The organism is Micromonospora sp. NPDC093244 (assembly GCF_040683695.1).
Classification (GTDB): domain Bacteria; phylum Actinomycetota; class Actinomycetes; order Mycobacteriales; family Micromonosporaceae; genus Micromonospora.
This window is the reverse complement of record NZ_JBFBEO010000002.1, coordinates 874772-899844: the sequence shown is the minus strand read 5'-3', so window position 1 is coordinate 899844 and position 25073 is coordinate 874772. Positions and strand designations below refer to the sequence as shown.

At 72.0% G+C, this 25073-nt stretch carries 22 protein-coding genes and 1 tRNA gene; 9 read left to right on the top strand and 14 right to left on the bottom strand.

Annotation, left to right across the window (positions count from 1 at the left end; all coding sequences use genetic code 11):
- Positions 1-260: 260 nt before the first annotated feature.
- Genes AB0N27_RS14250 through AB0N27_RS14240 form a run of 3 tightly spaced genes read right to left on the bottom strand, consistent with a single transcriptional unit; the run spans position 261 to position 4146 of the window.
- The gene (locus AB0N27_RS14250; RefSeq protein ID WP_364368405.1) at positions 261-2270 is read right to left on the bottom strand and encodes a hypothetical protein; all 2010 of its coding nucleotides are present in this window, start codon (positions 2268-2270) and stop codon (positions 261-263) included.
- Complete coding sequence (locus AB0N27_RS14245; RefSeq protein WP_364368402.1) at positions 2267-3418, bottom strand: 5'-methylthioadenosine/S-adenosylhomocysteine nucleosidase; 1152 nt, start codon at positions 3416-3418, stop codon at positions 2267-2269. The genes AB0N27_RS14250 and AB0N27_RS14245 overlap by 4 nt, the downstream gene beginning before the upstream one ends.
- Positions 3415-4146 (bottom strand): NUDIX domain-containing protein, encoded by a 732-nt coding sequence (locus AB0N27_RS14240; protein ID WP_364368399.1) that lies wholly within the window; start codon positions 4144-4146, stop codon positions 3415-3417. Before AB0N27_RS14240 ends, AB0N27_RS14245 begins: the two co-directional genes overlap by 4 nt.
- Positions 4147-4995: 849 nt before the next feature.
- Here AB0N27_RS14240 and AB0N27_RS14235 point away from each other — a divergent pair.
- Positions 4996-5060: transfer RNA gene (locus AB0N27_RS14235), tRNA-OTHER, on the top strand.
- Between the two features lie 92 nt (positions 5061-5152).
- On the opposite strand, the gene AB0N27_RS14230 is transcribed toward AB0N27_RS14235, so the two are convergent.
- The 4 genes from AB0N27_RS14230 to AB0N27_RS14215 form a co-directional block, all read right to left on the bottom strand.
- Positions 5153-5701 (bottom strand): hypothetical protein, encoded by a 549-nt coding sequence (locus AB0N27_RS14230; RefSeq protein ID WP_364368396.1) that lies wholly within the window; start codon positions 5699-5701, stop codon positions 5153-5155.
- 75 nt (positions 5702-5776) lie between these two features.
- Positions 5777-6202 (bottom strand): nucleoside deaminase, encoded by a 426-nt coding sequence (locus tag AB0N27_RS14225; RefSeq protein ID WP_364368393.1) that lies wholly within the window; start codon positions 6200-6202, stop codon positions 5777-5779.
- Positions 6199-6411 (bottom strand): hypothetical protein, encoded by a 213-nt coding sequence (locus AB0N27_RS14220; protein WP_364368390.1) that lies wholly within the window; start codon positions 6409-6411, stop codon positions 6199-6201. The genes AB0N27_RS14225 and AB0N27_RS14220 overlap by 4 nt, the downstream gene beginning before the upstream one ends.
- On the bottom strand, positions 6411-7226 hold the full coding sequence (locus AB0N27_RS14215; RefSeq protein WP_364368387.1) for a hypothetical protein: 816 nt from the start codon (positions 7224-7226) through the stop codon (positions 6411-6413). The genes AB0N27_RS14220 and AB0N27_RS14215 overlap by 1 nt, the downstream gene beginning before the upstream one ends.
- A gap of 268 nt (positions 7227-7494) precedes the next feature.
- Here AB0N27_RS14215 and AB0N27_RS14210 point away from each other — a divergent pair, with 268 nt between their 5' ends.
- Positions 7495-8580, top strand: a complete 1086-nt coding sequence (locus AB0N27_RS14210) for a Gfo/Idh/MocA family oxidoreductase (protein WP_364368384.1) — start codon at positions 7495-7497, stop codon at positions 8578-8580.
- Positions 8581-8628: 48 nt separating this feature from the next.
- On the opposite strand, the gene AB0N27_RS14205 is transcribed toward AB0N27_RS14210, so the two are convergent.
- Both AB0N27_RS14205 and AB0N27_RS14200 read right to left on the bottom strand, forming a co-directional pair.
- Positions 8629-9489 (bottom strand): hypothetical protein, encoded by an 861-nt coding sequence (locus AB0N27_RS14205; RefSeq protein WP_364368381.1) that lies wholly within the window; start codon positions 9487-9489, stop codon positions 8629-8631.
- Positions 9490-9621: 132 nt separating this feature from the next.
- Positions 9622-10278 carry a 4'-phosphopantetheinyl transferase superfamily protein gene (locus tag AB0N27_RS14200; protein ID WP_364368378.1) on the bottom strand — a complete coding sequence of 219 codons (657 nt, stop codon included), beginning with the start codon at positions 10276-10278 and terminating at the stop codon, positions 9622-9624.
- Between the two features lie 200 nt (positions 10279-10478).
- Here AB0N27_RS14200 and AB0N27_RS14195 point away from each other — a divergent pair, with 200 nt between their 5' ends.
- Positions 10479-10748: a hypothetical protein gene (locus tag AB0N27_RS14195; protein WP_364368375.1), complete on the top strand. Its 270-nt coding sequence runs from the start codon at positions 10479-10481 to the stop codon at positions 10746-10748.
- 51 nt (positions 10749-10799) lie between these two features.
- On the opposite strand, the gene AB0N27_RS14190 is transcribed toward AB0N27_RS14195, so the two are convergent.
- The 3 genes from AB0N27_RS14190 to AB0N27_RS14180 all read right to left on the bottom strand — a co-directional run bounded on the left by AB0N27_RS14190 (position 10800) and on the right by AB0N27_RS14180 (position 14882).
- Complete coding sequence (locus tag AB0N27_RS14190) at positions 10800-11582, bottom strand: peptidase (protein ID WP_364368372.1); 783 nt, start codon at positions 11580-11582, stop codon at positions 10800-10802.
- Positions 11582-12868 (bottom strand): VWA domain-containing protein, encoded by a 1287-nt coding sequence (locus AB0N27_RS14185; protein ID WP_364368369.1) that lies wholly within the window; start codon positions 12866-12868, stop codon positions 11582-11584. Before AB0N27_RS14185 ends, AB0N27_RS14190 begins: the two co-directional genes overlap by 1 nt.
- A 352-nt stretch (positions 12869-13220) precedes the next feature.
- Positions 13221-14882: a phospholipid carrier-dependent glycosyltransferase gene (locus AB0N27_RS14180; protein ID WP_364370710.1), complete on the bottom strand. Its 1662-nt coding sequence runs from the start codon at positions 14880-14882 to the stop codon at positions 13221-13223.
- A 132-nt stretch (positions 14883-15014) separates the two neighbouring features.
- Between AB0N27_RS14180 and rsmI the strand changes: the two genes are divergently transcribed.
- On the top strand, positions 15015-15863 hold the full coding sequence (rsmI, locus tag AB0N27_RS14175; protein ID WP_364368367.1) for a 16S rRNA (cytidine(1402)-2'-O)-methyltransferase: 849 nt from the start codon (positions 15015-15017) through the stop codon (positions 15861-15863).
- 24 nt (positions 15864-15887) lie between these two features.
- Here the strand turns inward: rsmI and AB0N27_RS14170 are convergent, their stop codons facing one another.
- Entirely contained in the window at positions 15888-16976 is a 1089-nt protein-coding gene (locus AB0N27_RS14170) for a hypothetical protein (RefSeq protein ID WP_364368364.1), read from the bottom strand.
- 158 nt (positions 16977-17134) lie between these two features.
- Between AB0N27_RS14170 and metG the strand changes: the two genes are divergently transcribed.
- A complete protein-coding gene (gene metG / locus AB0N27_RS14165; protein WP_364368362.1) occupies positions 17135-18937 on the top strand; it encodes a methionine--tRNA ligase in 1803 nt (600 codons plus the stop codon).
- Between the two features lie 45 nt (positions 18938-18982).
- Here the strand turns inward: metG and AB0N27_RS14160 are convergent, their stop codons facing one another.
- Positions 18983-20221, bottom strand: coding sequence for a hypothetical protein (locus AB0N27_RS14160; protein WP_364368359.1), 1239 nt, complete (start codon positions 20219-20221; stop codon positions 18983-18985).
- 75 nt (positions 20222-20296) lie between these two features.
- Between AB0N27_RS14160 and AB0N27_RS14155 the strand changes: the two genes are divergently transcribed.
- The 4 genes from AB0N27_RS14155 (at position 20297) to AB0N27_RS14140 (ending at position 25034) form a co-directional block, all read left to right on the top strand.
- Positions 20297-21196, top strand: coding sequence for a TatD family hydrolase (locus AB0N27_RS14155; RefSeq protein ID WP_364368356.1), 900 nt, complete (start codon positions 20297-20299; stop codon positions 21194-21196).
- Positions 21190-22059, top strand: a complete 870-nt coding sequence (rsmA, locus tag AB0N27_RS14150) for a 16S rRNA (adenine(1518)-N(6)/adenine(1519)-N(6))-dimethyltransferase RsmA (protein ID WP_364368353.1) — start codon at positions 21190-21192, stop codon at positions 22057-22059. Before AB0N27_RS14155 ends, rsmA begins: the two co-directional genes overlap by 7 nt.
- A gap of 87 nt (positions 22060-22146) precedes the next feature.
- Complete coding sequence (locus AB0N27_RS14145; protein ID WP_364368350.1) at positions 22147-23097, top strand: 4-(cytidine 5'-diphospho)-2-C-methyl-D-erythritol kinase; 951 nt, start codon at positions 22147-22149, stop codon at positions 23095-23097.
- 131 nt (positions 23098-23228) lie between these two features.
- Positions 23229-25034, top strand: a complete 1806-nt coding sequence (locus AB0N27_RS14140) for an ABC-F family ATP-binding cassette domain-containing protein (RefSeq protein ID WP_364368347.1) — start codon at positions 23229-23231, stop codon at positions 25032-25034.
- The last annotated feature ends 39 nt before the right edge of the window (positions 25035-25073 follow it).

The window sequence follows — 25073 nt, the reverse complement described above, 5'->3', positions numbered from 1 at the left end:
CAGCGGCGCCACCCTGACTGATGAGGCAGGGCTGAACTTGAGTTTCGTCAGCCGTAGACCGTCCGTCCATGGCCGGCTGTTGTCCGCAGACGGGTTTACCTGGACCGAATTTATTGGGTGGTGGCAGATCTTTGAATCAATCGCTGCCGCTCAGTTGCCGGCAGGCCGGTGAGAAGTCTGCGAGACGCTCACCTCGGGCACAGACACCATGGTGCCTGACTACTGGCGCTGACCCCCGGAAGCGGGCAGCACCGCATGTGTCACTCTTCCATCGCCGCGACGAGCCGCCGGAGGCCGGCGCGTTCCCGGCGGTTCTCGTGGGTGATCCATTCCTTGCCTTCGGCGGCGATGCCTTCCAGCACATGCAGGGTGCGCTCGAGGCCCGAGGCGTCGAGGGAGACCTGGGAGGCGATGCGGTCGTCGTCGCCGAGCTCCGGCATGCCTGGCCACTCACCAGTGATCGTCAGCTCGTCCCGGGGATTGTTCGTCAGGGTCAGGGAGAGCTTTTTCTCGCCGTTGCGGGCATCGACGACGTGCGCCGCCACGACCGAGTTGTACTGGTAGGTGAGGCGCTGCTGATCGCCGAATTCCGTGGTCTCGAAGTCGAGGGTGACTGTGACCTGCCGGACGCCGTCCTTGGTGAGCAGGAAGAGAAGGAGTTTGTATCGCGAGTAGCGCCAGGGTCCTTTGCTGACTCGGGCCCGCTTGCACCCGGGCACGGGCGCCTCGATGAAGGCGTGCGCTATCACGTCCTGCGCGGCCACGCGGTAGTGCCGCAGCGTGTCCTGGACCAGGATCTTGCGATCGCAGTCGAGCCAGTGCGCCATCTCCGCGTCGGTCGGCTTCGACTCCAACTTGCGCACCCACCTGTCGTACGCCGCGCGCCGGCCCTCATAGTCGTGCCGGACCCGGACTAAGTCGTCTCGGTAGCGGTGGCGCTCGAGAGAGATCGCATGCCAGCCCCGGACGGCGAGCCGAGCCCCGGTCACGACGCCGGCCGTCGCGATCACCGTCGTGAACGGTGCTTCGACGAGGGCCTGCCACAGAAGCAGCGGACCGGCAACCACCAGGGCGAACATGGCCGCGCCGAAGGTGATCCGCGTCGAGGATGGCACTCGGGAGTTCTCGGGATCCGCAGTGAGCTGACCGCTGAGCCACAGCCGCTTGACGTCGCTGGCGAGGAATCTCACTAGCCAGGCGACACGCTTGGCGTCGACCGCTTGCTCCCGGTACAGCTCGACCAGCTCGTTGCGAAGGGACTGCCGGATGCCCGCCGTCTCCGCCAGCCACGTCTCCCGGGCCATGCCCTGCGGCAGGTAACGTCCGAAATAGCGGTCGAACAGGGAGTCCATCGCTGAGGCGAACCGGTCGGACTGTGCGGGAACACGCTGAGGTGTGAAGGTGAGACGCTGGCGGGCCACCCGGCGTCGATGCTGAGCCAGCCTGATCGTGAATCCCGCCCGGACCGCCACGACGGCGGCACCTAGAGCCACGATCAGGTAGCCGGCCGAGCGAAGCCACGAGTGCGCCCAAGCGTAGTTGACCACGCATAGGCCCGTGACGAGGAGCAGTACCGATCCGCCGGAGGCGCGCAGGAAGTCCGCCGCGTCGGTGCGGATCGGGGGCGGCGGAACCTGCCGAGGAGGGATCGGCTTGGACTGGAAGAACTTCCAGACGCGCTCCGTCCGGTCGTTGGCCCTCCTGTCCCGCCGGGCGGCCGCGAACGTCTTGTGCCAGGTCCAGTCCTGGTGCGGGCCGGCCAGGAAAACCTCGAGGTGGTTGAGGATGCTTTCCTGTAGGGGCGGGTTGAGCGATTCGAACTCCTTGACCACCGCACCGATCGCAGCCGGGTCGGGAGTCTCCGCCGTGGTCTGCGGCAGCGAGTCCAGCAGCGAGCCGACGACATTGATCCCCCGGGCCCAGGGATCTTCGGAGCGTTGCGTCGCCCAGCGGCGCACATATGCCAACTGCGCGACTTCCTGGTCCGTCAGGCTGTGCACGGTACGGCCGCTCAGCAGTGCGAGCGCTAGATAGAAGTAGGCGCGGGAGTTCTTGTAGCCCCGGACGACCGCTTTCATGATTAGTTCCCTCGCCTCGGCCGGGGCGCTGATCTCCAGGTAGCGGAGGCCGACCTCGAACTGCCGCTCAGGCGGGTCGTCGTCGCTGACGTGGTATCCGCCCTCGATGTGGACTTCCTGGGCCTGGAAACCCACCTGAGCATTGCCGTCCGCGACGTTGGTGAACGACCTCTCCTGCGGTCCGGCGCTCATGACAGATCCCGCAGAGCCGCCATGAGCCCCGCGACCCGCGTTGCGAGGTCCGTCCAGTCCATCAGCAGTCCGCGCAGCTTCCGCAGGGCTGTGGTCGCACGACTCCGTGCCTCGTCGTCTGCCGGAGGCACGTCGGCGGCGGCGGCGTCCATCTCCTGCTCCGCGGCGCGGTACGTGACCGTGTCCACGTCACCCGCCTCATGGCAGTTACGGAGCGAGGCGCGCAAGTCTGCGAGCTGGTCGTGGAATGTCTCCCGGCCAGGACCGCCGGGCGCGCTGTGGACGGTCGCGTGGTGAACGGTATGTGCCTGGAATCCGACGTGTGCGTTGCCCTTCGCGACGTTTCTGACGGAGCCGGACATCGACGCATCACCTGCTTCTTTCCGAGGACGGCGAGGGGAGGAGCAATGCTGCGCCCCGAGCTCCTGAGCGAGCGCGAGGGCGAAGGCCGCGGCGTTGGCGGCGGCACGCGGCTGCCAGTTCTCGCCGTCGGTGTGGACCTTGGTCCCGTCGGCACGGTCGCTGATGCCGCGGACGACGACGGCTGGCAGAGAGCGGTTCAGGTGGGCGGCCTGTGCGACCCCGGCGGACTCCATCTCTACCGCCAACGCGTCGTTGTAGTGATCACGAATGCGCTTCGCCTCGGGCGAGGACGCCGAGTCGAGGACGACCTCCCCGGCGGCGATTGGGCCGAACCGTACCTGGGGCACTGCTCCGGCGAGGCCCTGCGCCCAGCCCTGCTCCCGCTCAAGATGCCGGGCGAGCTGATCACAGGCGTGGGGGATCTCCCACACGCGAGGTCGGGTGCGGAACGCGTCGCTCTCGCTAGTGCCGCCGTGATAGGCGTACACGTGGGTGGCCACGACGACGTCGCCGAGGCCGACGGAGGGCCAGAGCGCCCCGGCCACGCCGGCGAAGATGACCGCTTCTGGATCGAACTCGGTCATGGCGCGTTCGGCGATGACGGCGGAGGGGTGGTTGCCCTTGCCGACAAGGCCGAGAATGATCTCACAGGAGGCTCCGGTCACGGTGCCACGCTCGAAGCGTGTGCCCATCGGATGTACGTGCGGTTCGACTTTTGTGAGACGTTCGCGGACTGCGTTGTACTCGAGGTCCAGTGCGGTGAGCACGACCACAGGTCTGGTCATCTCTCGTCTCCTTCGGCTGCGACGGTCGGAACCGTGCGGATCATGGGTGGGTAGAGGTTCCGGCACGGACCGGCGCGGTAGACGCGGGCCGGGCGGCCGGTGCCCGTGGCGCGGGGCGGACCGGCGGGGACCACAAAGCCCTTCGTGCCCTGGACCTTGCGGTAGAAGTTGCGGGGGTCGAGCGGCGTGCCCCAGACCGCCTCGTAGACCTGCTGCAGTTCCGTGAGGGTGAAGACCTCGGGACAGAAAGCGGTCGCGAGCGCCGTGTGCTCCAGCTTGGAACGGGCACGTTCCACCCCGTCGACGACGATGCGTAGGTGGTCGAAGGCGAGCGGTACCCGCGCGTCGAGTACGTCGTCGGCCGGCGTCCACTCGGCGGCCGCAGCGTCGGTTCCGGCGATGGGCTCGGGAAGGCGCGGCACGACGGCGAGGTGAGCGACGGAGACTACGCGTCCACGAGGGTCACGGTCGGGGTCGCCGTATGTGCCGAGTTGCTCTAGGTGCGGGATGTCGATGAGCCCCGCCTCCTCCCGCAGCTCCCGCCGGGCGGCGCTCAGGATGTCCTCGCGCTCATCGGCGAGGAAGCCACCAGGCAGCGCGGCCCGCCCAGCGAACGGCTCGACGCCGCGCCGCACGAGAAGCAGGTGCAGACGGCCGCCGCGCAGGGTGAGAATCACGAGATCGACGGTGAGCAGGATCCGGGGTGGTTTCCACATGTCAACGGGCACCGCTCGACCCTAGCTTTTTGTCGATCTGACAAGAAGCCGTCCAGCTGTCGTGTCGCCGACACTTGAAGTAGCGGCCAGGTGACCATGAGTCCAACGTCGATGTGGTTGGACGGGGTGGTGGCGCGCATGCGCGGTGGGTGGTGGGTGGCGTTCTGGCCTCGGCGCCTTTCGGCGAGCCAGGGGCCTGCGATGGGATCAGGCGGCCTGAACAGCGCCGGCACGAAGAATCGCCGCCATGTCACCTCGGTGCGGAGCGTCCAGTACGCCTCGCGGGGCATTAACTTCCGGAAGGTCGCCCACCGCCGGAGGACCGGTGGCAAGGTACGCCCGATATAGGACTGCAGTGCCTCGGTCAGGTGCAACTCGATGAGGTCGTCGAGGTCCGGGATCTCGCGGCGGAGCCGATCCAGGTAGCCCTCCGGATCACGGGGCTCCCAGCTGCCGCCTTTGGTGACTCATTGCCTATCGGCCCAAGGCTCCGCTGCCAGTTGTCATGCCGCAGCGAGCGAACCGACGCGCGAGAGCGATGACGCTGAGGGGCGCGGCGGCATGGTCAGGCTGTGCCTCTTGTCAAGATCATCTGACCGTGCCCTGACCGTCGGCAAGGCTGCCAAGGGGTATCGGAAGCCGGTTCCGCGTGATTTTCGAAGATTCTTCTAACCCGCCATCGAGCCAGGTGGACGTGTCGTGTGAGCATTGCCAAATGTGGACAGTCGATTGATCGAGTTGTTGCGGGTGCGGTGTTGTGACGCGGATCAAGGTCGTTGCACGCGGCATTTGTTATGGCGAGGCAGGTGTCAACCCAATCCGTTTTGCCTTGGAATGACGCGTGCTAACGATCTTGCTCGCGTCGATGACAAGTGGCCCTCTCGTTCGCATCGAGGGGGTCAGGGGTTCAAATCCCCTCAGCTCCACCCCAGATCAAAGGCCGTTTCCGCCAGGCGGAAACGGCCTTTCTCGATCTTGCGCTGCTGGTCTGCTCAGCGGAGTCAGAACCGTCTGCCGGTCATCCCCGCCGGGCCCGTACGGCGTAGGCGGCGCTTCGCGGCAGTGGGCCGACGTCGGAGTGGCGGCCGGGACGCATGGCCGCGTGTCGTTGACCGGGGCCGGCGCCGTCACGGGCGGCGAGAGTGTCAGCGACCGCGCCGGTGACGAAGCCGTAGATGGACTTGTGCAGGACGTCGACTGCGAGTTCGGAGCGCGGCCAGGTCAGCGGCGGGGCACCCACGCCTGTGGCGTTCTCGAGAATCTGGTCGCTTGTCAGCCGTGCGGCGGTGAACATGCTCGACGCCCAGACGCCCCGCAGGCCGACCTGCGCCATCGTGCTGCGCAGCACGCCGACGAGCGCGCCCTGGCCGTAGTGCATCGCGAGGTTCCGCCACCGCGGCTGCCGGGTCGGCGCCTCGGGCATGCCGGTGATCCGTGCCAGGACGCGGGCCGGCACGTACGAGTCGGGGCGTCCGGTCACCCGCTGCTCCAGCTTCTCCGCCGCGGTCATCACCGCGGCTCCCGCCAACCCGGCCACCAGTCCCTGCCACACCGCTCGCTTCAGCATGGCGATTCCGTACCCATCGGTTGGTCGGCCACACCCCGACCGCCGCTCGAACCCTTCCGCGGCGGACCGAAGGCCCTAGTAGTGGTCGTCGATCGGCCGGCGGGCCTCGTCGAACAGTGCCGGGCCCTCGTACCGCACCGGGGGTAGCGGCGGTGTGGCCGGCTTGACCTGCTCGAACTGTTCGCTGGACAGGGCGTACACCACCCGGCCGAGGCCGGAGCGGTCGATCGCTGTCGCGCACATGGGGCAGGGCTGGCAGCTCGTGTACATCGTGGTGCCGGCCGCCACGTCGGGGGCGAGTTGCCGGGCGGCCCAGCGGGCGAGCTTCAGTTCCGGGTGGGCGGTGATGTCCGAGTCGGAGACCACCGTGTTGTGGTCCTCGATCAGGATCGTGCCGTCCGCGCCGACGAGCAGCGAGCCGAACGGCCGCTCGCCTGATGCCCCCGCCTCGTCGGCGATGGCCACGGCTCGGCGGAGAAACTGCTCGTCGTCGGGCGTCATCGGTCCTCCTGGGATGTGCGATGGTACGCGGCCACGGCCGCGAGGGTCTGCCATGCTTGTTCGGGTTGACGGATCTCGGTCAGGTCGCCGTTGAACGGGTCGAGTACGACCGTCCCGGCGCCGAGCAGTCGGATCTGGTCGAGGTCGGCGAGGATCTGCTCGATGGTGCAGACACCGGCGAGCCGGTCCGGCGTGGTGACCGGTTCCATCAGCCCCACTTCAGACTGGCGAGGACCGCGCGGAACACCTTGAGGCTGAGTACCGCGCCCTCGCTGGGAATCAGCCGCAACGAGTACGCGAGATCCCCGACCTCCCATCGCACCTGCCAGGAACTGTCCGCGCTCCCCGTGATGGTGCCCCTCCGCGAGCCGACCGGGACGGTGGCGACCGCGGGAGGGTCGCCACCCTCTTCGGCGGTACGGCTGCTGGCACTCGTAAACAGCGCCAGGCCGTCCGGACCGTTGTAGCCCTGGCACAGACCCTCGTCGCATTGACTCGGGTGGGGACTCCACCTCGGGTCGGAGGCCAGGTCCGGCAGGTCGCGGTCGGCGAAGGTCGGCGGTGGTCGGTTACTGGCGGCGTCGCGGAGCACGCGTTCGCCGAGCGGCGTGGGCAGCGACACGACCAGGGGTACCCGTCTGCCGCTGGTCGCGCAGTCGACGGCAGCCACGACACGACCGCTCACCGCCACGACCACCTCGGCGTCCGTCTGCTCGGTGATCGTGGCCTGCGGCTGCACGAGGTCCCCGCACCGGGTGTCGCCAGGGGTGGCGTACACGGTGATGGTGGTGCCGTCGCGGGCGACGGCCGCGGCGTTCCACCCCACGGCCGCCACCTGCGGTGCTGCCGTGGTCGTAGCTGTCGCCTGGGCCTGGACCTGGTCGGGTGCGGGGCGGCCGAGATGGATACCGACACCCAGCGCGACGACGAGGGCGACCGCTGCCGCCGCTGCGCCGATCCGCCGGCGGCGGGCGATCCGGTCGGCGCCGACCACCTGCCCGGCGGGGTGTTCGTCGCTCCGCACGATGGGGCTCCTCTCGGATGGAGAACGCAGAGGCGGGACCCTGTGCGAAGGACGGTCGACCGCAGAGCCGGTTCAGGCGAAGCGTTCGGTGGTCACCGGGATGGGGCCCTGCTCCCGCAGAGTGTCGGTCAGGTCGGACAGTGCCACACGCGCGGCCGTGTCCGCTGCCCCGGATCTCATCAGGACGGTCAGATCGAGGCAGGCGGAGCTCCACCAGCCGCCGCGACGGGTACGGGCTAGCATCCGGATCCCGACGTGAGGAGCCCTGATGACAGCTACGACCCAGACCCGGTTCGGCCTCGTCGGCAGCGGCTGGCGGGGTGAGTTCTTCCTGCGCCTGGCCCGACTTCTACCCGAGCGGTTCCGGGCGACCGGGGTGGTCACGCGTACCGCGTCGCGCGGTGACGTGGTGACGGCCGGGTGGGGTGTGCGGACCTTCCGCACGACAGCGGAGCTGCTCGCCCACGAACGGCCGGACTTCGTCATCGTGTCGGTGCCCTGGTCGGTGACGCCCGAGGCGACCCGTGAGCTGGTCGCGGCAGGTGTGCCGGTGCTCGCCGAGACGCCGCCCGCCCCCGACGTGGAGGGGTTGCGGTCGCTCTGGTCCGACGTCGGCGGCAGCGGTCTGGTGCAGGTCGCCGAGCAGTACCTGCTGATGCCCGGGCACGCGGCCCGCCTGGAGGTGGTCCGCGCCGGGGTGCTCGGCGAGCCGACCTCGGTGCAGATCTCCTCGACGCACCTCTACCACGCCGTGTCGCTGATCCGTGGCCTGCTCGGCGTCGGGTACGACGCCGCCGAGGTCAGCGCGCGGGCGTTCGTCGCGCCGCTGGCCAACCCGCTGTCGCCCGGCGGCTGGAGTGGCGACAGCACCCCGCAGCAGCTCAGCACCACCCTCGCGACAATCGACTTCGGCGGGCGGATGGGTCTGTACGACTTCACCGACAACCAGTGGTGGAACCCGCTGCGTACGCGCCGGCTGGTGGTCCGGGGATCGCTCGGCGAGCTGGTCGACGACCGGGTCGTCCGCCTGGTGGACCCGAGCACGCCTGTGGAGTCGCCAGTGGTCCGGCGGCAGACCGGCCTCGACCTGAACCTCGAAGGGCTCGACCTGAAGCACATCAGCTTCGACGGCCGCGTCGTCTACCGCAATCCGTTCGTCGGCAGTGGAATGTCCGACGACGACATCGCGGTTGCCGACATCCTCGCCCGTACCGGCGCGTGGGCGCGCAACGAGGGGCCGGCGCCCTACCCGCTGGCCGAGGCGTGCCAGGACCACCTGGTCAGCCTCGCCATCGAGGAGTCGGTACGCACCGGCCGTCCGGTCGTCACCGCCGAGGAGTCGTGGGCGCGGTAGCCCCTCGGCGTCGTGGGGCCGGCCGGGCCGGCCCCACGTGCCGTGGGTTCAGGGCTTCCAGGAGCCGGCGGTCTCGAACCGGTGCTGGTACTCCAGCACCCCCGAGGTGTCGTGCACGTCGAAAACGACGCTGCCGGTGCGCCTGCTGCCGGCCGTGAGGTCGCTGCCGGCGGGCATCGGCTTACCGCAGCCGGAGAACACCCCACCCACCGCGTTCTTCTCGGTGCCGTCGGCGGCGACCCACTGGAAGAAGAGCGGGTTCGCCGAGCCGGTGCCCCTGGTCACCGTCACCGTCACGTCGGCGATCACGTACATGCCCTCGTCAGGCTTGAGGCCGTACGACTTGCAGGGCTTGGTGGCGGTGCTGAACTTCGTCACGGTGATCTCGACGGTGCCGTCGTCACCATCGATGACCAGGGTTTCCCCGGCCGACATGTTCCGGGTTTCGCCGGTGGCCGACCGTGGGGTCGGCTTCGGCGGGTCGGCCGGTGGCTGGCCGACGCCCCGGGTCACATCGGGCGTGGGCAGCGCCTCGGTCACCTGGTTCCCGGCACGGTTCGCGCCGATGACCGCCGCCACGATGCCGCCGGCGCAGCAGAGCAGGGTGAGCAGGGCAGCCGTGACCGCGACGGCCACGACTGTCGTCTTGGAGTTCTTCGGTGGCACGGGCGGGGGCATGGTGATCGGGTGGCCGGGACCACCGGCCGCCGGGTACGCGCCCCCGGAGAACGGCGGCGGTGGCCACGTCTGGTCGGGCGCGGGAGCGGTTGCGAACGGCGGCTGCGGTGTCGGTGGTGCCCACTGGCCCGATGTGCCCGGCTGCGGTGTCGCCGGGATCGCCTGCGTCGGCGGCTCCGGGTTCGGCTGCTGAGGGTCCTGCGGCCCGACGGGGGGCTGGGGGTGGGTCACCGTACTCCTTGACGCCTCGGTACGTGCGGTTCGGGAACCCGCCGACGCTACCGTGCGTCGTCGACAGCCCTGTCGTCGCGCCGCAGCGCGTCCACATCCGACCGAAACCGACCAGGATGGACACCCGGAGGGTCAGCGGGGCAGCAGGACGGCGGCGGTGCGGGCCAGCCCGTCGGCGACGACGAACCGTCCGCTGATCGTCGCGGGCGGGTCGACGACGTCGGCGGCGTCCACCCGGGCCGGTGCGATGCGGGCCGTGAACATGCCGGCGTCCGGGTCCACCTCCAGCCGTGCGTCGTGGAAGTCGAGCCAGCTCCCGACGATCGGGTGCCAGACCTTGTAGACGGTCTCCTTGGCGCTGAAGAACACGACAGGCCAGGAGATGCCGGTGGGAAGCCGTTCGCAGGCCTCCTCCTCCTCGGGCAGCAGCACGAGTCGGCGTACCCCCTGGTTGATCTCGCGGTGCTGCTCGGCGTCCATTCCGACGGACCTGATGTCGGTGCTGCGCGCTGCGGCTGCGGCGCAGTAGCCGGTGGTGTGGGTGATGCTGCCGACCACCCCGGCCGGCCAGACGGGCGCGCGGTCGGCGGCGGCCGGGACGGCCGTCGGCGGGAGGCCCAGGACGGCCATCGCCCGGCGGGCGCAGACCCGCCCGGCCGTGAAGTCCCGTCGGCGGGCCTGCACTGCCTGGGCGCTGAGGCCTGCCTGTTCGGCGGCGAGCAGTTCGCCCGTCCAGTCGTCGCCGGTGGCGACGGCCACGGCGACCGACGGCGGCAGGAGATCACGCACAGCTGCCCCCTACTGACGGGTAGTAGCGAGGTGGTCGCTCAATCGTCAAATTTCCGACTCCCACGACCGCCGAAGGTACCGCAAAGATGTATCACCGGAGGGACGCGTCGCGCCCTCCCTGATGGCTCCGGGGGGACCACCATCAATTACTGGCCGGGCACGGCAGCCGCCAGTCCGTGGACATCTGGAGAGGACATGCGATGACCGATGGTGCGGAACGGCCGGGAGGGCGGGTTGACGATCACGCCCCGACGACCCCCGGCTGGAGCTGCGGCTCCTGCGGTGAGGAGTGGCCGTGCGCGACGAAGCGCAGCCGGCTGCTGGCGGAGTACGGGGGTGACCGGGCGATGCTCAGCGTCTATCTGGGCTCCTGTCTCGCCGCCGCCACGGAGGATCTGCGCGCCGCCCCGGTGATGTCGCTCCAGGACCGGTTCATCGGCTGGCTGCCCCGCGGCACGCGCCGCGCCTGAAGACGCCTGTGGCCCCGCCGTCGGGCGGGGCCACCGGGCGGGCGGGTCGGCTCAGGCGCGCCGGGGCCGCCGGGTCAGGGCGAAACCCACCACTCCGGCCACCGCGGCGAGCACGCCGCCGACGCCGGTCCAGATCCAGCGCGAGCCGAGATCCGGCAGCCAGTCCGCGGGCCGGTCGCCGTCGTCGTCGGCCTCCGGGTCCACCGGGGGTACGGCGTTGAGCACCGTGCCCGCCTTCGTGTTCGGCACCAGCGGCGCGGCCAGCTCGCCGTCGTCGGCCGACGCACCACGGTCGGTGATGGTGCCGACCAGCAGGTCGACGTCGATCGGCGCGCCCAGGTCCGGCTCCGGCAGGTCGATCACGGAGAGCCGGATGACGTACGTGCCGGGCAGCGGGTCGGCCGACCACGGTTCCGCCCAGGGGCGTACCTCCCGCAGCGTGCAGCCCAGCGCCACGCTCGACGTCTGCGCGTCCACGGTCGGGGTCTGCGCCCCGGCGGTGCACGCCTGACGCCGGCGCAGCCCGTCGAAGACGTCGACGGTCCAGGTGGAGGCGCCGCCGCGTGCCTTGGGAAAGGTGACCGTGGCGTTGATCTCGTGCACCTGGCCGGCCGTCGCCTGGAACGACCAGTACAGGTGGTCGCCGATCGAGGCGTCCACCCGTACCGGCTGGCCGGCGGTGATCGGGGTGGCGGTGAGGAACGACGTGCCGGCCCGGTTGACGGGCGTGGCACCGGGCGAGGGCGTCGGTGCGGCGGCGGCCGCGGCGGGCAGCAGCGTGGCCGCACCCGCGGCGAGCAGCGCCGCCATCGGCCGGAGCAGTGCGGTACGCATCAGTTCTCCCTCCAGGTGGCGACCCACCAGCGGGTGAGCAGTCCGGCGAGCAGACCGGTGAGCAGTCCGGCCACGGTGAGCAGGACCAGCAGCATCCAGCCCCGGCCGAGGTCCGGTCCGTTCGGTGCGGGCGCGGCGGCGACCACGTCGATGGTCAGCTCCACGGGCATGCCGGGGGTGGCAGCGGTGCCGGGGCGCGCGGCGAACGAGTTGCTCACCACGAGGCACACGGTGGTCGGCTCCACGACCGCCGCCGACGTCTCCTCGGCCTCGGTGGCGTCCTCGTCGTCGGCGGTGGCCGACCAGCGCAGCCCTGCGGAGAGCACGTCGGCCCGTCCGCTGCCGGCGTCCGCGCCGCGGACGAGTTCCCGGCCGTCGGCGGCGGTGGCCCGCAGCAGCACGCCGTAGTCCCGGTTCACCGGTCGGTCCAGCGCCATGCTCACCGATGCGCGCAGCTCCTGGCCGGGGCGCACCGGCACCCGGTACCAGCGGTGCTCGGAGAACGCCTCCCGGTCGGCGTACACACCGGGGGCGAGCAGCGGCGCCGACGCGCAGGCGTTCGCGCCGCCGACGACTGTCGGCGCCCGGGTGTGGGTGTCGCCGGCGCGTTCGACAAGTTGTTTGATCCGGCCGGTCAGCTCCTCGGCGCTCTGCGCGGCGGTGTACGTGCCGCCGGTCGCCCCGGCGATGCACAGCAGCTGCCGGCGGACCTTCTCGTCGGGTGCCAGGCCCAGGGTGTCCACCACCAGGCTGGTGCCCTGGGCGGCCAGTTCCCGGGCCACCTCGCACGGGTCCGGCGGGGCGCAGGTGTCCTCCCCGTCGGTGATCAGCACGATCCGGCGGGTGGTGGCCCCGGTGCCCAGGTCCTGCGCGGCGGAGCGCAGCGCCAGCCCGACCGGCGTGAACCCGGTCGGTCGAAGGGTCGCCACGGCCGCCTTGGCCGCCGACCTGTCGACCGGGCCGACTGGGACGATCTGCTGGGTGTCCTGGCAGCCGACTTTCTTGTCCTTGCCCTTGTACGTCGCGCCGAGCACCCGGATGCCGAGCTGTGTCTCCGCCGGCAGTGCGTCGACCACCTCGTTGAACGCCTGCTGCGCGACGGAGATCCGGCTACGTCCGTCGATGTCGGCGGCCCGCATCGAGCCGCTGACGTCGAGTACCAGTTCGACCCGGGGCGGCTCGGCCACCGGCTCCTCGTCCTCGGCCGCCGCCCGGGCCGGCCCGATCAGCGCGGTGGTCGCCAGCAGTCCGAGGAGGACGGCCGTCGATCGTCTGAAGTTGATCACGGCCCGCAGTGTAGTGAGATCCACTTTGGATGATCATTGGGGTGCCCGGTCCGTCCCAGGCGCTCCGACCAGGCTCTCGATCGAGCTGACCCGCGCTCTGGGTCCACGCCAGGTCACCCTCGGTCAACTATCGGAGGACGAATATCGGATCGGCCACCATCCGTCGGAAATCTGACCCAAGTCGACCCGTTGTGCCGGTGGTGCGCCGTGGTTAAGCTCTTCATGCGCGCCCCAATCGCCCGCTTCCCCCGTGGCAGGCGATCGGGGCGCGCGTCTTTGTCGAACGGGCCCCCACGCTGCACGCGTGGGGGCCCGTTTCCGTCGCGCTGTGCGGCGCGTCGCCTGCCGGTGCCTATATCCAGCGGCCGTCCAGCCACATCCGGGACAGCCAGTCCGAGTACGGGATCAGCTTGCCGACGAAGATCGGATAGAAGTACGCGAAGCAGGCCGCCACCAGCAGCACGTACGCCCCCGCCGCGATGCTGCCGACGAGCCGCCTCTCGTAACCCGGGTCACCCGGGACCAGCGGGGCCACCTCACCTACCTCACCACCCGCCGGGGCGATCAGCGCGCCCAGCACGTACACCACGGCGAGCACCAGGAACGGCAGCGCCGGCGCGGCGTAGAACGAGAACATCGTCCGACCCTGGAGGGCGAACCAGAACCAGGGCAGCAGCCCCGCCGCCACGGTCAGCAGGATCGCGCCGGCCCGCCAGTCACGGCGGGCCACCCCGAGCCAGGCCAGCGCCACCAGGGCGGGCAGGAACGACCACCACAGCAGCGGGGTGCCGAGCAGCAGGATCTCCGAGGCACAGCTCGGCGCGCCGCAGGCACCCTCGCCGGACCAGTGGAACGCCACCGGGCGCCCGAGCAGCAGCCACTGCCACGGCCACGACTGGTACTTGTGCGCGTCGTCGAGCTGGGCGTGGAAGCCGTACGCCGCGCGGTGGTACTCGAAGAGGTTGATCAGCGGGCCGATCACCGGACGGTCACTGAGCGGGGCGTTCGGGTAGGACGACGCGAGCCGGTAGTAGCCGTCGTCGGTGAGCAGCCAGCCCGACCAGGTGGCCAGGTAGGTGCCGACCATGAGCACACCGGCGAGCACCAGCCAGGGCAGTTCGTCGAGCAGCGTGTCCCGCAGGGGCCGGCGGACTCCCGCCGAGCGGCGGACGCCGACCTCCCACAGGATCACCAGCAGCGCGAAGACCGGAACGAAGTACAGGGCGCTCCACTTCACCGCGCAGGCGCAGCCGATCAGCACCCCGGCGGCCAGCCGCCACCACGGCCAGGTGCGCCACCCGGTCGGCGGCCGGCCCGCGCGGCCCGGTCGGCTCGGGTCGAGCCCGTCGTCAAGCGCGCGTGCCCAGCGGCGACGGCTGGCGTCCCGGTCGAGCACCAGGGCGCCGAAGGCGGCCAGCACGAAGAACAGCAGGAAGATGTCGAGCAGCGCCGCGCGGGACAGCACCAGGTGGAAGCCGTCCAGCGCGAGCAGCAGGCCGGTCGCGCAGCCCAGCACCGTCGAGCGGAACATCCGCCGGCCGATGCGGACCAGCAGCAGCACCGACAGCGTGCCGATGACGGCAGCCGAGAACCGCCAGCCGAACTCCGGGGCGGTGGTGAACAGGTGCCCGGGCACGGAGACCCGCGAATCGGCGTCCTGGTAGCCGAAGGCCCACTCGCCGAGGCCGATGAGCCACTTGCCCAGCGGCGGGTGCACCACGTACGACGGGACGTTGTCCTTGTAGTTCCACTCGACGCCGCGGCTGATCAGCCCGTAGCCGTCCTTGGCGTAGTACGTCTCGTCGAAGATCTTGCCCTTGGGGCTGGACAGGCCGACGAAGCGCAGGATCCCCGCGATGGCGACCACCACGGCGGTGGCCAGCCACGAGAACCGGTCCAGTTGGCTGTCGACCGTGGCGAACCGTCGGCGGACCACGGCGGCCACCCCGCCGCCACCGGCACTCGGGGGGGTCGGCTCCGCCTCGGGGCTGTGGTCGCTCGTCACCTCGACCATCTTTGCCGGCTCGGCGCTCGGGCTCTGCGCTGTCGACGCACTCGTCACCCGGCGATCGTAGGCTGCCAAGGTGTCCGGTGGCGCCCGTCGTCCCTGATACCGGTATCCGCTGTCAATGAAGGAGACGAATCCGTGGGTGAAATGTCCGAAGCTGGACGCCTGATCCTGCTCGGCGCCCCGCTCGGCAACCCCGCCGACGCCTCGACCCGGTTCCGGGAGGTGCTCACCAGCGCCGACGTGGTGGCCGCCGAGGACACCCGGCGGCTCACCCGGCTCGCCCGTGACCTCGACATCACCATCGGCGGCCGGATCGTCTCGTACTTCGAGGGCAACGAGGAGCGCCGCACGCCCGAGCTGGTCGAGGTCATTCTCGGCGGGTACGTGGTCGCGCTCGTCACCGACGGTGGGATGCCGAGCGTCTCCGACCCCGGCTACCGGCTGGTCCGCGCCGCGCTGGACGTCGGCGCGCCGATCACCGTCGCGCCCGGCCCCAGCGCGGTGACCACCGCGCTGGCCGTCTCCGGGCTGCCCTGCGACAGGTTCTGCTTCGAGGGCTTCCTCCCGCGCACCCCCGGTGCCCGCCGCACCCGCCTGCGCGCCCTCGCCGCCGAGGAGCGCACCCTCGTCTTCTTCGAGGCGCCCCACCGGATCGGCGCGGCGCTCACCGACCTGGCCGAGACGTTCGGCGCGGACCGGCCCGCCGCGCTCTGCCGCGAGCTCACCAAGACCTACGAGGAGGTGCTCCGCCGTCCGCTCGGCGACCTGGCCCGGTGGGCCGCCGAGGGTGATCCGCGCGGAGAGATCACCCTGGTGGTGGCCGGCGCCCCGGCGATCCCGCGGGAACGCCCCGACGACGACACCCTGCGCGCGGCGGTCGCCGAGCGCGAGGCGGCCGGCCGCTCCCGCCGGGACGCGATCACCGACGTCGCCACCGAGTACGCGCTGCGCCGCCGCGACGTCTACACGATCGTGCACAGCTGACCGCGGCTCGCGCCGACGGCCTGTTCACCAGGCGGCGGCGAGGAACCCGAGGGTGATCAGCGCGGGGCCGGCGAGCGCGGTGGCCACCGCCAGACGCCGGTGCCGCCGCCCGGGCAGCCGGGTCGACCCGGTCCACCGGGCGATGCCTGCGGCGCAGCCGAGCACCACCAGCAGGCCGGGCAGCCAGCGCAGGTGCCGGGTCAACCCGATGTCGGCGTACGCCGTGCCCGCGTCCGGGCCGGTCATCCGCGCCGGCAGCGACGTGCCCGGCGTATCGCGTCCGGCAGGTACGCCGCTGACCCGCACCCCGTGCGCCACGAACAGTCCGTCGTCGGCGGTGAAGATTCCCCGGCAGCGCTGGGTGAGCCCGGCGCCGGTGCACCCGTCCACCACCACCGTGCCGACCCGGGCGTGCCCGACCGCGAGCCAGAACGGGCCGGCGCTCACCCAGGCGAAGAAGGCCACGACCAGGCTCAGCAGGACCAGCGCGGTGAGGCCGGGCAGCGGGTCCGGCGGCCGGGGGGTACGCGCAGAGCGGCGCCCCGCCGGGCCGGAACCGCGCTCCCGCTCCGCGGCGGCGTCCTCCCGGACCGGCGTGCCGTCCCAGTGCACCTGCTCGATCGGCGCCCAGGAGGCGCTGTCGTCGTCGTCGGCCGGCACGTCGCCGTCGGCGCGGCGGGCGTCGCGGTGCCAGCGGGTCTGCTGCCGTACCGGCACCCGGCGGGGCACCGCGTCCACCGGCGCACCTGTGGTCGGCTCCACCTCGACGGCCTCCACCCGGTCGTGCCCGGTGGGGGTCGTCGGCGCGGCGGGGCGGGTCGGGCCGGGCACCGGCGCCACCGGGCCGGAACGGGCTGCGGGTGTCGGCGCGGCGGACGCCGGACGGGACGGGGTGGCGTCGAGCCCCGCCGCCGCACGCCCCGCCGGTGTCGGGCGCTGTACCCCGGCGGGGCCCGGACGTGCGCCGGTGCCCGGGTCGGTGCCCGGCACCAGCCGCGGTTGGGGCGGGACGCCAGCCGCCCGGGACCCGCCGAACTCGGAGCCGGCGTCGTCGTCGACAGCCGACCCGGTGTGCCTGTCGTCCTGGTCCCGCGCCGCTCGTCTGCCACTCACGACGTTCATTGCACACCTGCGAAGGAGGCGGAACGGGCAGCTCGGACGCGTGTCGGCGACAAATCGGACCAACGGCCGGCGTGGTCGGCCCGGTCCGCCGCCCCGGCACCCCCTATTGGTTCGCGGGCGCCCGGCACGGGTCACTAGGCTTGCTGCTCATGAGTCACGTTCTCGCGGCAGTGGCCTGGCCGTACGCCAACGGCCCCCGCCACATCGGCCACGTCTCCGGTTTCGGCGTTCCCTCCGACGTCTTCGCCCGGTACATGCGGATGGCCGGCCACGACGTGCTCATGGTCTCGGGCACCGACGAGCACGGCACCCCCATCCAGGTGCAGGCCGACGCCGACGGGGTCACCCCGCGCGAGCTCGCCGACAGGTACAACAGGGTGATCGTCGAGGACCTGCACGGCCTCGGGCTGTCGTACGACCTGTTCACCCGCACCACCACCCGCAACCACTACGCGGTGGTGCAGGAGCTGTTCGAGGGGATGTACCGCAACGGCTACATCGTGCCGAAGACCACCATGGGCGCGATCTCGCCGTCCACCGGGCGCACCCTGCCCGACAGGTACATCGAGGGCACCTGCCCGATCTGCGGGTACGACAGCGCGCGCGGGGACCAGTGCGACAACTGCGGCAACCAGCTCGACCCGATCGACCTGATCGACCCGAAGTCGCGGATCAACGGGGAGACCCCGAAGTTCGTCGAGACCGAGCACTTCTTCCTGGACCTGCCGGCCCTGGCCGACGTGCTTCGGCAGTGGCTGGACACGCGGGAGGGGTGGCGGCCCAACGTGCTGCGGTTCTCCCGCAACCTGCTCGACGACCTCCAGCCCCGGGCGATCACCAGGGACCTGGAGTGGGGCGTACCGATCCCGCTGGACGACTGGCGGGACCGGCCGGACAAGCGGATCTACGTCTGGTTCGACGCGGTGATCGGCTACCTGTCCGCCTCGATCGAGTGGGCCCGCCGCTCCGGTGACCCGGAGGCGTGGCGGAAGTGGTGGTCCGCCGACGGCGCCGGGAAGGACGCCCAGGCCTACTACTTCATGGGCAAGGACAACATCGTCTTCCACTCGGTGATCTGGCCGGCGCTGCTCTCCGGCTACTCCGGCGAGGGCTCCCGCGACGGCGAGCCGGGCGAGCTGGGCCGGCTCAACCTGCCCACCGAGGTGGTCTCCAGCGAGTACCTGACCATGGAGGGGCGCAAGTTCTCCTCGTCCCGCAAGGTGGTCATCTACGTCCGGGACTTCCTGGAGCGGTACGACGCGGACGCGCTGCGCTACTTCATCGCCGCCGCCGGCCCGGAGAGCAACGACACCGACTTCACCTGGGCCGAATTCCTGCGCCGCAACAACGACGAGCTGGTCGCCGGCTGGGGCAACCTGGTCAACCGGTCGGTCTCGATGGCGGCGAAGAACTTCGGGGCGATCCCGCCGATCGACCCGGCCGGGCTCACCGAGGCCGACGAGGCGCTGCTCGCGGTGGCCCGCGCCGGGTTCGCCACCGTCGGTGACCTGATCGGCAGGCACCGGCAGAAGCAGGCGATCGGCGAGGCCATGAGGGTGGTCGCCGAGGCGAACAGGTACCTGTCCGAGCAGGCGCCGTGGAAGCTCAAGGACGAGGCCGACAAGCCCCGCCAGGGCACCATCCTGCACGTCGCGCTCCAAGTGGTGAGCGACGCCAACACGCTGCTCACCCCGTTCCTGCCGCACTCCGCGCAGCAGGTGCACGAGCTGCTCGGCGGCACCGGCGTGCACGCGCCGATGCCGGTCATCGAGCAGGTCGACGACCTCGACGGCGGGCCGGCGTACCCGGTGCTGACCGGGGACTACACGGTCGGCGCGCGCTGGGAGTCGGTGCCGGTCGAGGCGGGCCGGCCGCTGGCCGCGCCGAAGCCGGTGTTCCGCAAGCTCGACCCGTCGATCGTCGACGAGGAGCTGGCCCGGCTGGCCGGCTGAGCGTACGAGCCGCGCGGCGGGAGCACACCGCCCCGCCGCGCGGCGTCACATCGCGTACCTGGCGTCCAGCACCTGGTCGTCGGTCACCTCGGCGCCGGGCGCCCAGGTCTCGTAGACGCCACGGTCATGGCACTGTGCGCCGGTGGCGACAACCGCGTCCGGGTCGGGGAAACGCAGCCGCAACCGCAGCCAGCCGGCCTCCTCGCGCAGCACCAGGCAGGGCACACCCCGCCACCGCGCGAACCGGAGGCGGCGGGCCACCGCGTCCACCGGGTAGCGGGCGGCCCGGGTCATGGCCAGCACCCGAAACCCGCCGGGCAGGTCCGCCACCGCCTCGTACTCGGTGTCGCCGTGCACGCCGACGAGCTGCGTGGAGCGCGGCGCGTCCCCGGTCGGCACGTACTCCTGGTCGGGCGAGAGGCCGGGCACCGCGGACAGCAGGTGCCGCCACTGCGGGCCCACCATCCGCAGCCAGCCGCGCTGCTCCGCCTGGTAGGTGTACAGCACCACCTCCACCCCCTCGCTCGGGTAGGCGAGCAGGGCGGCGTTCGCCGGCATCGGCAGGTCCGCGAAGTCCCGGGTGATGAACTCCGGGATGAGCTGACCGTTGCTCGGCACGAAACCCGTACCCAGCACCGGAGGGCCCAGCCGGTCCCGGGACGCCAACGCGGTCAGGCCACTGTGCGCCTCGCCGACCGGCACGTCGTAGTCGCCCGGGTCGGCGGCCCGCCACCGCAGCGCGTACGCCACGTCGGAGCCGTCCCGACCGACCTCGCCGTCGGTGCGCAGCACGGTGGTCGCCGACGGCGTACGCAGGTGCGCCACGTCGTGTTCCCGGTAGCAGAAGCCGTGCGGCAGCCAGCCCCGTACGTAGCCGGCGAGCTGGCGGGCGGAGAGCACCTTCACCATCCGGGTGCCCCGCCGTACGACGGCCGACGCGCGCGCCGCCACCAGCAGCGGGTCTCCGGCGGCGGACGGCTGCTGGCTGAGCTGGTGCAGGTGCGCCCACCCGCGTTCCCGGTGCGCCGGCATCATCAGCGGCGTGTCCGGCTCCTCGACCGGCTGCGTCGCCCCGTGTACGGCGGACACCTCGGTGACGTGTACGAACCTGCGCCACGGCAGGGCGCTGCCCGGCCGGGGCGCCCACTCGAAGCCTGTCACCTCGTCGGGGCTGAACACCTCGTACGCGGCGCCCCGGGCGATCTCCTCGGCCGGGTACACGCCGCCGTCGAACGTCACGCGCAGCCCGGTGCGCTCGCTGGCGGGACTGCTGGGCTCGCTCACGCGGCGACGCTAGAGTCGCGCGGCGTAGTCGAGGTGAACGCCGGGTGGCGGGCGGATGGCCAGGCCCGGTGTGTGATGCTGTCGCTGATGAGCGAGCCGACTGAAACCCGCCGCGAGCGTGCCGCCCGGCGGGCCGGAGAGTTCCCGCCCGCCCCCGAGCCGCTGCCCCGGCCGGTGCTGGACAGCCACACCCACCTGGACATCACCGTCAGCGAGGCCGGTGTGCCGGGCGGCGGGCCGGCCGACGACCCGGTCGCCGCGGCGGTCGCGGTGGCCACCAGCGTCGGCGTGGACCGGCTGGTCCAGGTGGGCGTGGACGTCGCCTCCTCCCGGTGGGGCGCGGACACCGCCGACGCGTACCCGGCGGTGCTGGCCACCGTGGCGCTGCATCCCAACGAGGCGCCCCGGCTACCCGACCTCGACGAGGCGCTGCGGGAGATCGAGTCGCTGGCCGCCCGCGACCGGGTCCGGGGGATCGGCGAGACCGGGATGGACTTCTTCCGTACCGGCGACGAGGGCCGCGCCGCGCAGGAGGCCAGCTTCCGGGCGCACATCGCCATCGCCAAGCGGTACGACAAGGCCCTGGTCATCCACGACCGGGACGCGCACGCGGACGTGCTGCGGATCCTCGACGACGAGGGCGCCCCGGACACGGTGGTGCTGCACTGCTTCTCCGGTGACGCCGAGTTCGCCAGCGAGTGCGTCCGCCGTGGCTACCTGCTCAGCTTCGCCGGCACCGTCACGTTCGCCAGCGCGACCGCGCTGCGGGAGGCCGCCGCGCTCACACCGGTGGACCAGCTCCTGGTGGAGACCGACGCCCCCTACCTCACGCCGACGCCGCACCGGGGCCGCCCGAACGCCTCGTACCTGATCCCGCTGACCGTCCGGTCGCTCGCCGAGACCACTGGCACCGACCTCGACGAGCTGTGCGCGGCAATCTCGGCGACCGGCGACCGGGTCTTCGGCCCGTGGTGAGCCTCCTCGGCCCGGCGGAGATCCGGGAACTCGCCGCCCGTCTGGGCGTCGCGCCCACCAAGAAGCTGGGCCAGAACTTCGTGCACGACCCCAACACCGTGCGTCGGATCGTCACGGCCGCCGGCCTGACCCCCGACGACGTCGCCCTGGAGGTCGGCCCGGGCCTCGGCTCGCTGACCCTGGGACTGCTGCCCGTCGCCGGGCACGTGCACGCCGTGGAGATCGACCCGGTGCTCGCCGGGGCGCTGCCGGAGACCGTCGCCCGGCACGCCGGCGCGGACGCCGGCCGGCTCACCGTGCACCGCGCCGACGCGCTGCGGATCGACCCCGCCGAACTGGCCGACCCGGCACCTACCGCGCTCGTCGCGAACCTGCCGTACAACGTCGCCGTGCCGGTGGTGCTGCACCTGCTCGCCGCGCTGCCCAGCCTGCGGCACGGCCTGGTGATGGTGCAGAAGGAGGTCGCCGACCGGCTGGTCGCCGGTCCCGGCTCCAAGGTGTACGGCATCCCGTCGGTCAAGCTCGCCTGGTACGCCCAGGCCCGCAGCGCCGGCCGGGTGCCGCCGAACGTGTTCTGGCCGGTGCCGAACGTCGACTCCGGCCTGGTCGCCTTCACCTGTCACGAGCCGCCCCGCGCCGACGTACCCCGGGAGCGGGTCTTCGCCGTTGTGGACGCGGCGTTCGCGCAGCGCCGCAAGACCCTGCGCGCCGCGCTGGCCGGCTGGGCCGGCGGCGCGGACCGGGCCGCCGCCGCGCTCACCGCGGCCGGCGTCGACCCCGGCGCCCGGGGGGAGTCGCTCACCGTCGCGCAGTTCGCCGCCATCGCCGCGTCGGCTCCGGTCGGTACGCCGGCCGCGAAGTAGGCTGTCGCCGTTGCCCGCCGAGGACGCCGAGGAGCAGATCGTGGCCAAGCCGTTCGACATCCGCCTGCCCGTACGGGATGTCACCCCGTGACCGAGGCCTGGCGACCGGACGGCGAGGACGAGCGACGTGGGGCCACCGGCCCGGTGCGGGTGCGGGTGCCCGCGAAGGTCAACCTGCACCTCGGGGTGGGTCCGCTGCGCCGTGACGGTTACCACGAGCTGAACACCGTCTACCACGCCATCTCCATCTACGACGAGCTGACCGCCCGGCGGGGCGACACGTTGGCGTTGACCATGGAGGGGGAGGGCACCGGCGAGCTGGCGCTCGACGACTCCAACCTGATCATCCGTGCCGCGCACGCCCTCGCCGGGTACGCGGGGGTGCTCCCGCACGCCCGCCTGCACCTGCGCAAGCAGATCCCCCTCGCCGGTGGGCTGGCCGGTGGCAGCGCCGACGCGGCCGCCGCGCTGGTGGCCTGCGACGCGCTCTGGGGGACCGGCCTGTCCCGGGACGAACTGGCCGGGATCGCTGCCGACCTCGGCTCCGACGTGCCGTTCCTGATCTACGGGGGCACCGCGCTGGGCACCGGTCGGGGCGAGGCGGTCAGCCCGGTGCTGGTCCGCCCGACGTCCTGGCACTGGGTGGTGGCCATCGCCGACGCCGGCCTGTCCACCCCGGCCGCGTACCGCGAGTTGGACCGGCTGCGTGAGGCGGGCACCGCCGGTGTGCCGCTGGGCAGCACCGACGCGCTGCTGGGCGCGCTGCGTCAGCGGGATCCCCGGGTGCTCGCCCGTACGCTCGGCAACGACCTTCAGGACGCCGCGCTGGCCATGCGCCCGGCGCTGGCCGACACCCTCAAGGCGGGCGAGGCGGCGGGCGCGCTCGCGGGTCTCGTCTCCGGCTCCGGCCCGACGTGCGTCTTCCTCGCCGCCGACGCGGCGAGCGCCGAACGGATCGCCGCCGAGCTGACCAGCGCAGGAGTCTGCCGGGAGGCCCGGGTCGCGCGCGGTCCGGTCGCCGGCGCCCGGGTCGGCTGACGGCGGGTCCCGCCAGCCCGGCGCGGGCCGCGGGCGCGCGGCGCGGGTGACCGGAACGCCCGCGTACCCTTGGGTCAGGCGTCCCGAGGTGCCCGCCGGCACCCGGACGCCTTGATCTTGAAGGGTGGAACGTGGCCAACATCGTCAATCTGGACCGGGTGTCCAAGGGGTACGGCGCCGCCGGGCGGCTGCTCACGGACGTCTCGCTCGGCCTGGACGACGCCGACCGGATCGGTGTGGTCGGCCTCAACGGCGCCGGCAAGTCCACCCTGCTGCGCCTGCTCACCAAGCAGGAGGATCCCGACGACGGCCGGGTCACCCACCGCCGTGATCTGCGCGTGCTCTGGCTGCCCCAGCAACTCACCCTCGCCCCCGACGCCACCGTCCGGGACGTCGTGCTCGGCACCGCCTGGCTCGGCGAGGGCATGGGCGCCGAGCACGAGTGGGCCGGCGACGCTGGTGTCCGCAACATCCTCGACGGCCTCGGCATGCCGCACCTCGGCCTCGACCAGCCGGTCGGCCCGATGTCCGGTGGCGAACGGCGGCGGGTGGCGCTCGCCGCGCTGCTCGTCCGCGAATCCGACCTGCTCATCCTCGACGAGCCCACCAACCACCTCGACGTCGGTGGTGTCGACTGGCTGGCCCGGCACCTGGTCGGCCGCCGGGGCGCCCTGGTCGTGGTCACGCACGACAGGTGGTTCCTGGACGCGGTCTGCACCAACACCTGGGAGGTCGCCGACCAGACCGTCCGCGCGTACGAGGGCGGCTTCGCCGCCTGGACCCTCGCCCGCGTCGAACGCGAGCGCGTCGCCGCCGCCACCGAGGCCCGCCGGCAGAACCTGCTCCGCAAGGAGATCGCCTGGCTGCGCCGCGGCCCGCCGGCCCGTACCTCCAAGCCCCAGTTCCGCATCGACGCCGCGAACGCGCTGATCGCCGACGTGCCGCCGGCCCGCGACACCATGTCGTTGCAGCGGATGGCGGTGTCGCGCCTGGGCAAGCAGGTATACGAGCTGGAGAACGTCGAGCTGCACGCCGGCCCGAAGGAGATCCTGCGCGACGTCACCTGGCTGGTCGGCCCCGGTGACCGGATCGCCATTCTCGGCGCCAACGGCGCCGGCAAGACCACCCTGCTGCGGATGCTCGCCGGCATCACCCGCCCGGACGGTGGCCGCCTCAACACCGGCTCCACGGTGCGGCCCGCGTTCCTCTCCCAGGAACTCGCCGAACTGCCCGGGCACCTGCGGGTGCTGGAAGCGGTGGAGGAGGTCGCCCGCCGGGTGCAGCTCGGCGACCGGGAGGTCTCCGCCTCCCAGCTCGCCGAGGTCTTCGGCTTCGACGACCGCCGCCTCTGGACCCCGGTCAGCGACCTCTCCGGCGGTGAACGTCGCCGGTTGCAGATGCTGCGGCTGCTCGCCGGCGAACCCAACGTGCTGCTCTTCGACGAGCCCACGAACGACCTGGACACCGACACCCTCGCCGCGCTGGAGGACCTGCTCGACTCGTGGCCCGGCACGATCATCGTGGCCAGCCACGACAGGTACCTGATCGAGAGGGTCACCGACACGGCGTACGGGATGTTCGGCGACGGTCGGCTCGTGCACCTGCCGGGCGGCGTCGACGAGTACCTCGCCAGGACCGCGGAGCGGGCCGGCTCTCCTCGGGCGGGCGTCACCTCGACCTCCGCGCCCGCCGCCTCCTCGGGAGGCGGCATGTCCGCCGCCGAGGTGCGTCAGGCCCGCAAGGAGCTGACCCGCCTGGAACGCCAGCTCGGCAAGCTCGACCAGCGTGAGGCCACACTGCTCGACCAGCTCGCCGCCGACGCCACCGACTACGCCCGGGTCGCCGAGCTGGACACCCAGCTCAAGGACCTGCGGGCCGAGCGGGAGCGGATCGAGGAGACCTGGATGACTCTCGCCGAGGAGCTTCCCGAGAGCTGATTCGGCCGGGCGCGCCGGGGCGGGGGCCGTGTGCGGCGT

Bases quoted from the DNA above. Each gene is read 5' to 3' on its own strand.
- AB0N27_RS14250 (WP_364368405.1), bottom strand. From the start codon at position 2,270: ATGAGCGCCGGACCGCAGGAGAGGTCGTTCACCAACGTCGCGGACGGC.
- AB0N27_RS14245 (WP_364368402.1), bottom strand. From the start codon at position 3,418: ATGACCAGACCTGTGGTCGTGCTCACCGCACTGGACCTCGAGTACAAC.
- AB0N27_RS14230 (WP_364368396.1), bottom strand. From the start codon at position 5,701: ATGCTGAAGCGAGCGGTGTGGCAGGGACTGGTGGCCGGGTTGGCGGGA.
- AB0N27_RS14225 (WP_364368393.1), bottom strand. From the start codon at position 6,202: ATGACGCCCGACGACGAGCAGTTTCTCCGCCGAGCCGTGGCCATCGCC.
- AB0N27_RS14220 (WP_364368390.1), bottom strand. From the start codon at position 6,411: ATGGAACCGGTCACCACGCCGGACCGGCTCGCCGGTGTCTGCACCATC.
- AB0N27_RS14210 (WP_364368384.1), top strand. From the start codon at position 7,495: ATGACAGCTACGACCCAGACCCGGTTCGGCCTCGTCGGCAGCGGCTGG.
- AB0N27_RS14195 (WP_364368375.1), top strand. From the start codon at position 10,479: ATGACCGATGGTGCGGAACGGCCGGGAGGGCGGGTTGACGATCACGCC.
- AB0N27_RS14190 (WP_364368372.1), bottom strand. From the start codon at position 11,582: ATGCGTACCGCACTGCTCCGGCCGATGGCGGCGCTGCTCGCCGCGGGT.
- AB0N27_RS14180 (WP_364370710.1), bottom strand. From the start codon at position 14,882: ATGGTCGAGGTGACGAGCGACCACAGCCCCGAGGCGGAGCCGACCCCC.
- metG (WP_364368362.1), top strand. From the start codon at position 17,135: ATGAGTCACGTTCTCGCGGCAGTGGCCTGGCCGTACGCCAACGGCCCC.
- AB0N27_RS14155 (WP_364368356.1), top strand. From the start codon at position 20,297: ATGCTGTCGCTGATGAGCGAGCCGACTGAAACCCGCCGCGAGCGTGCC.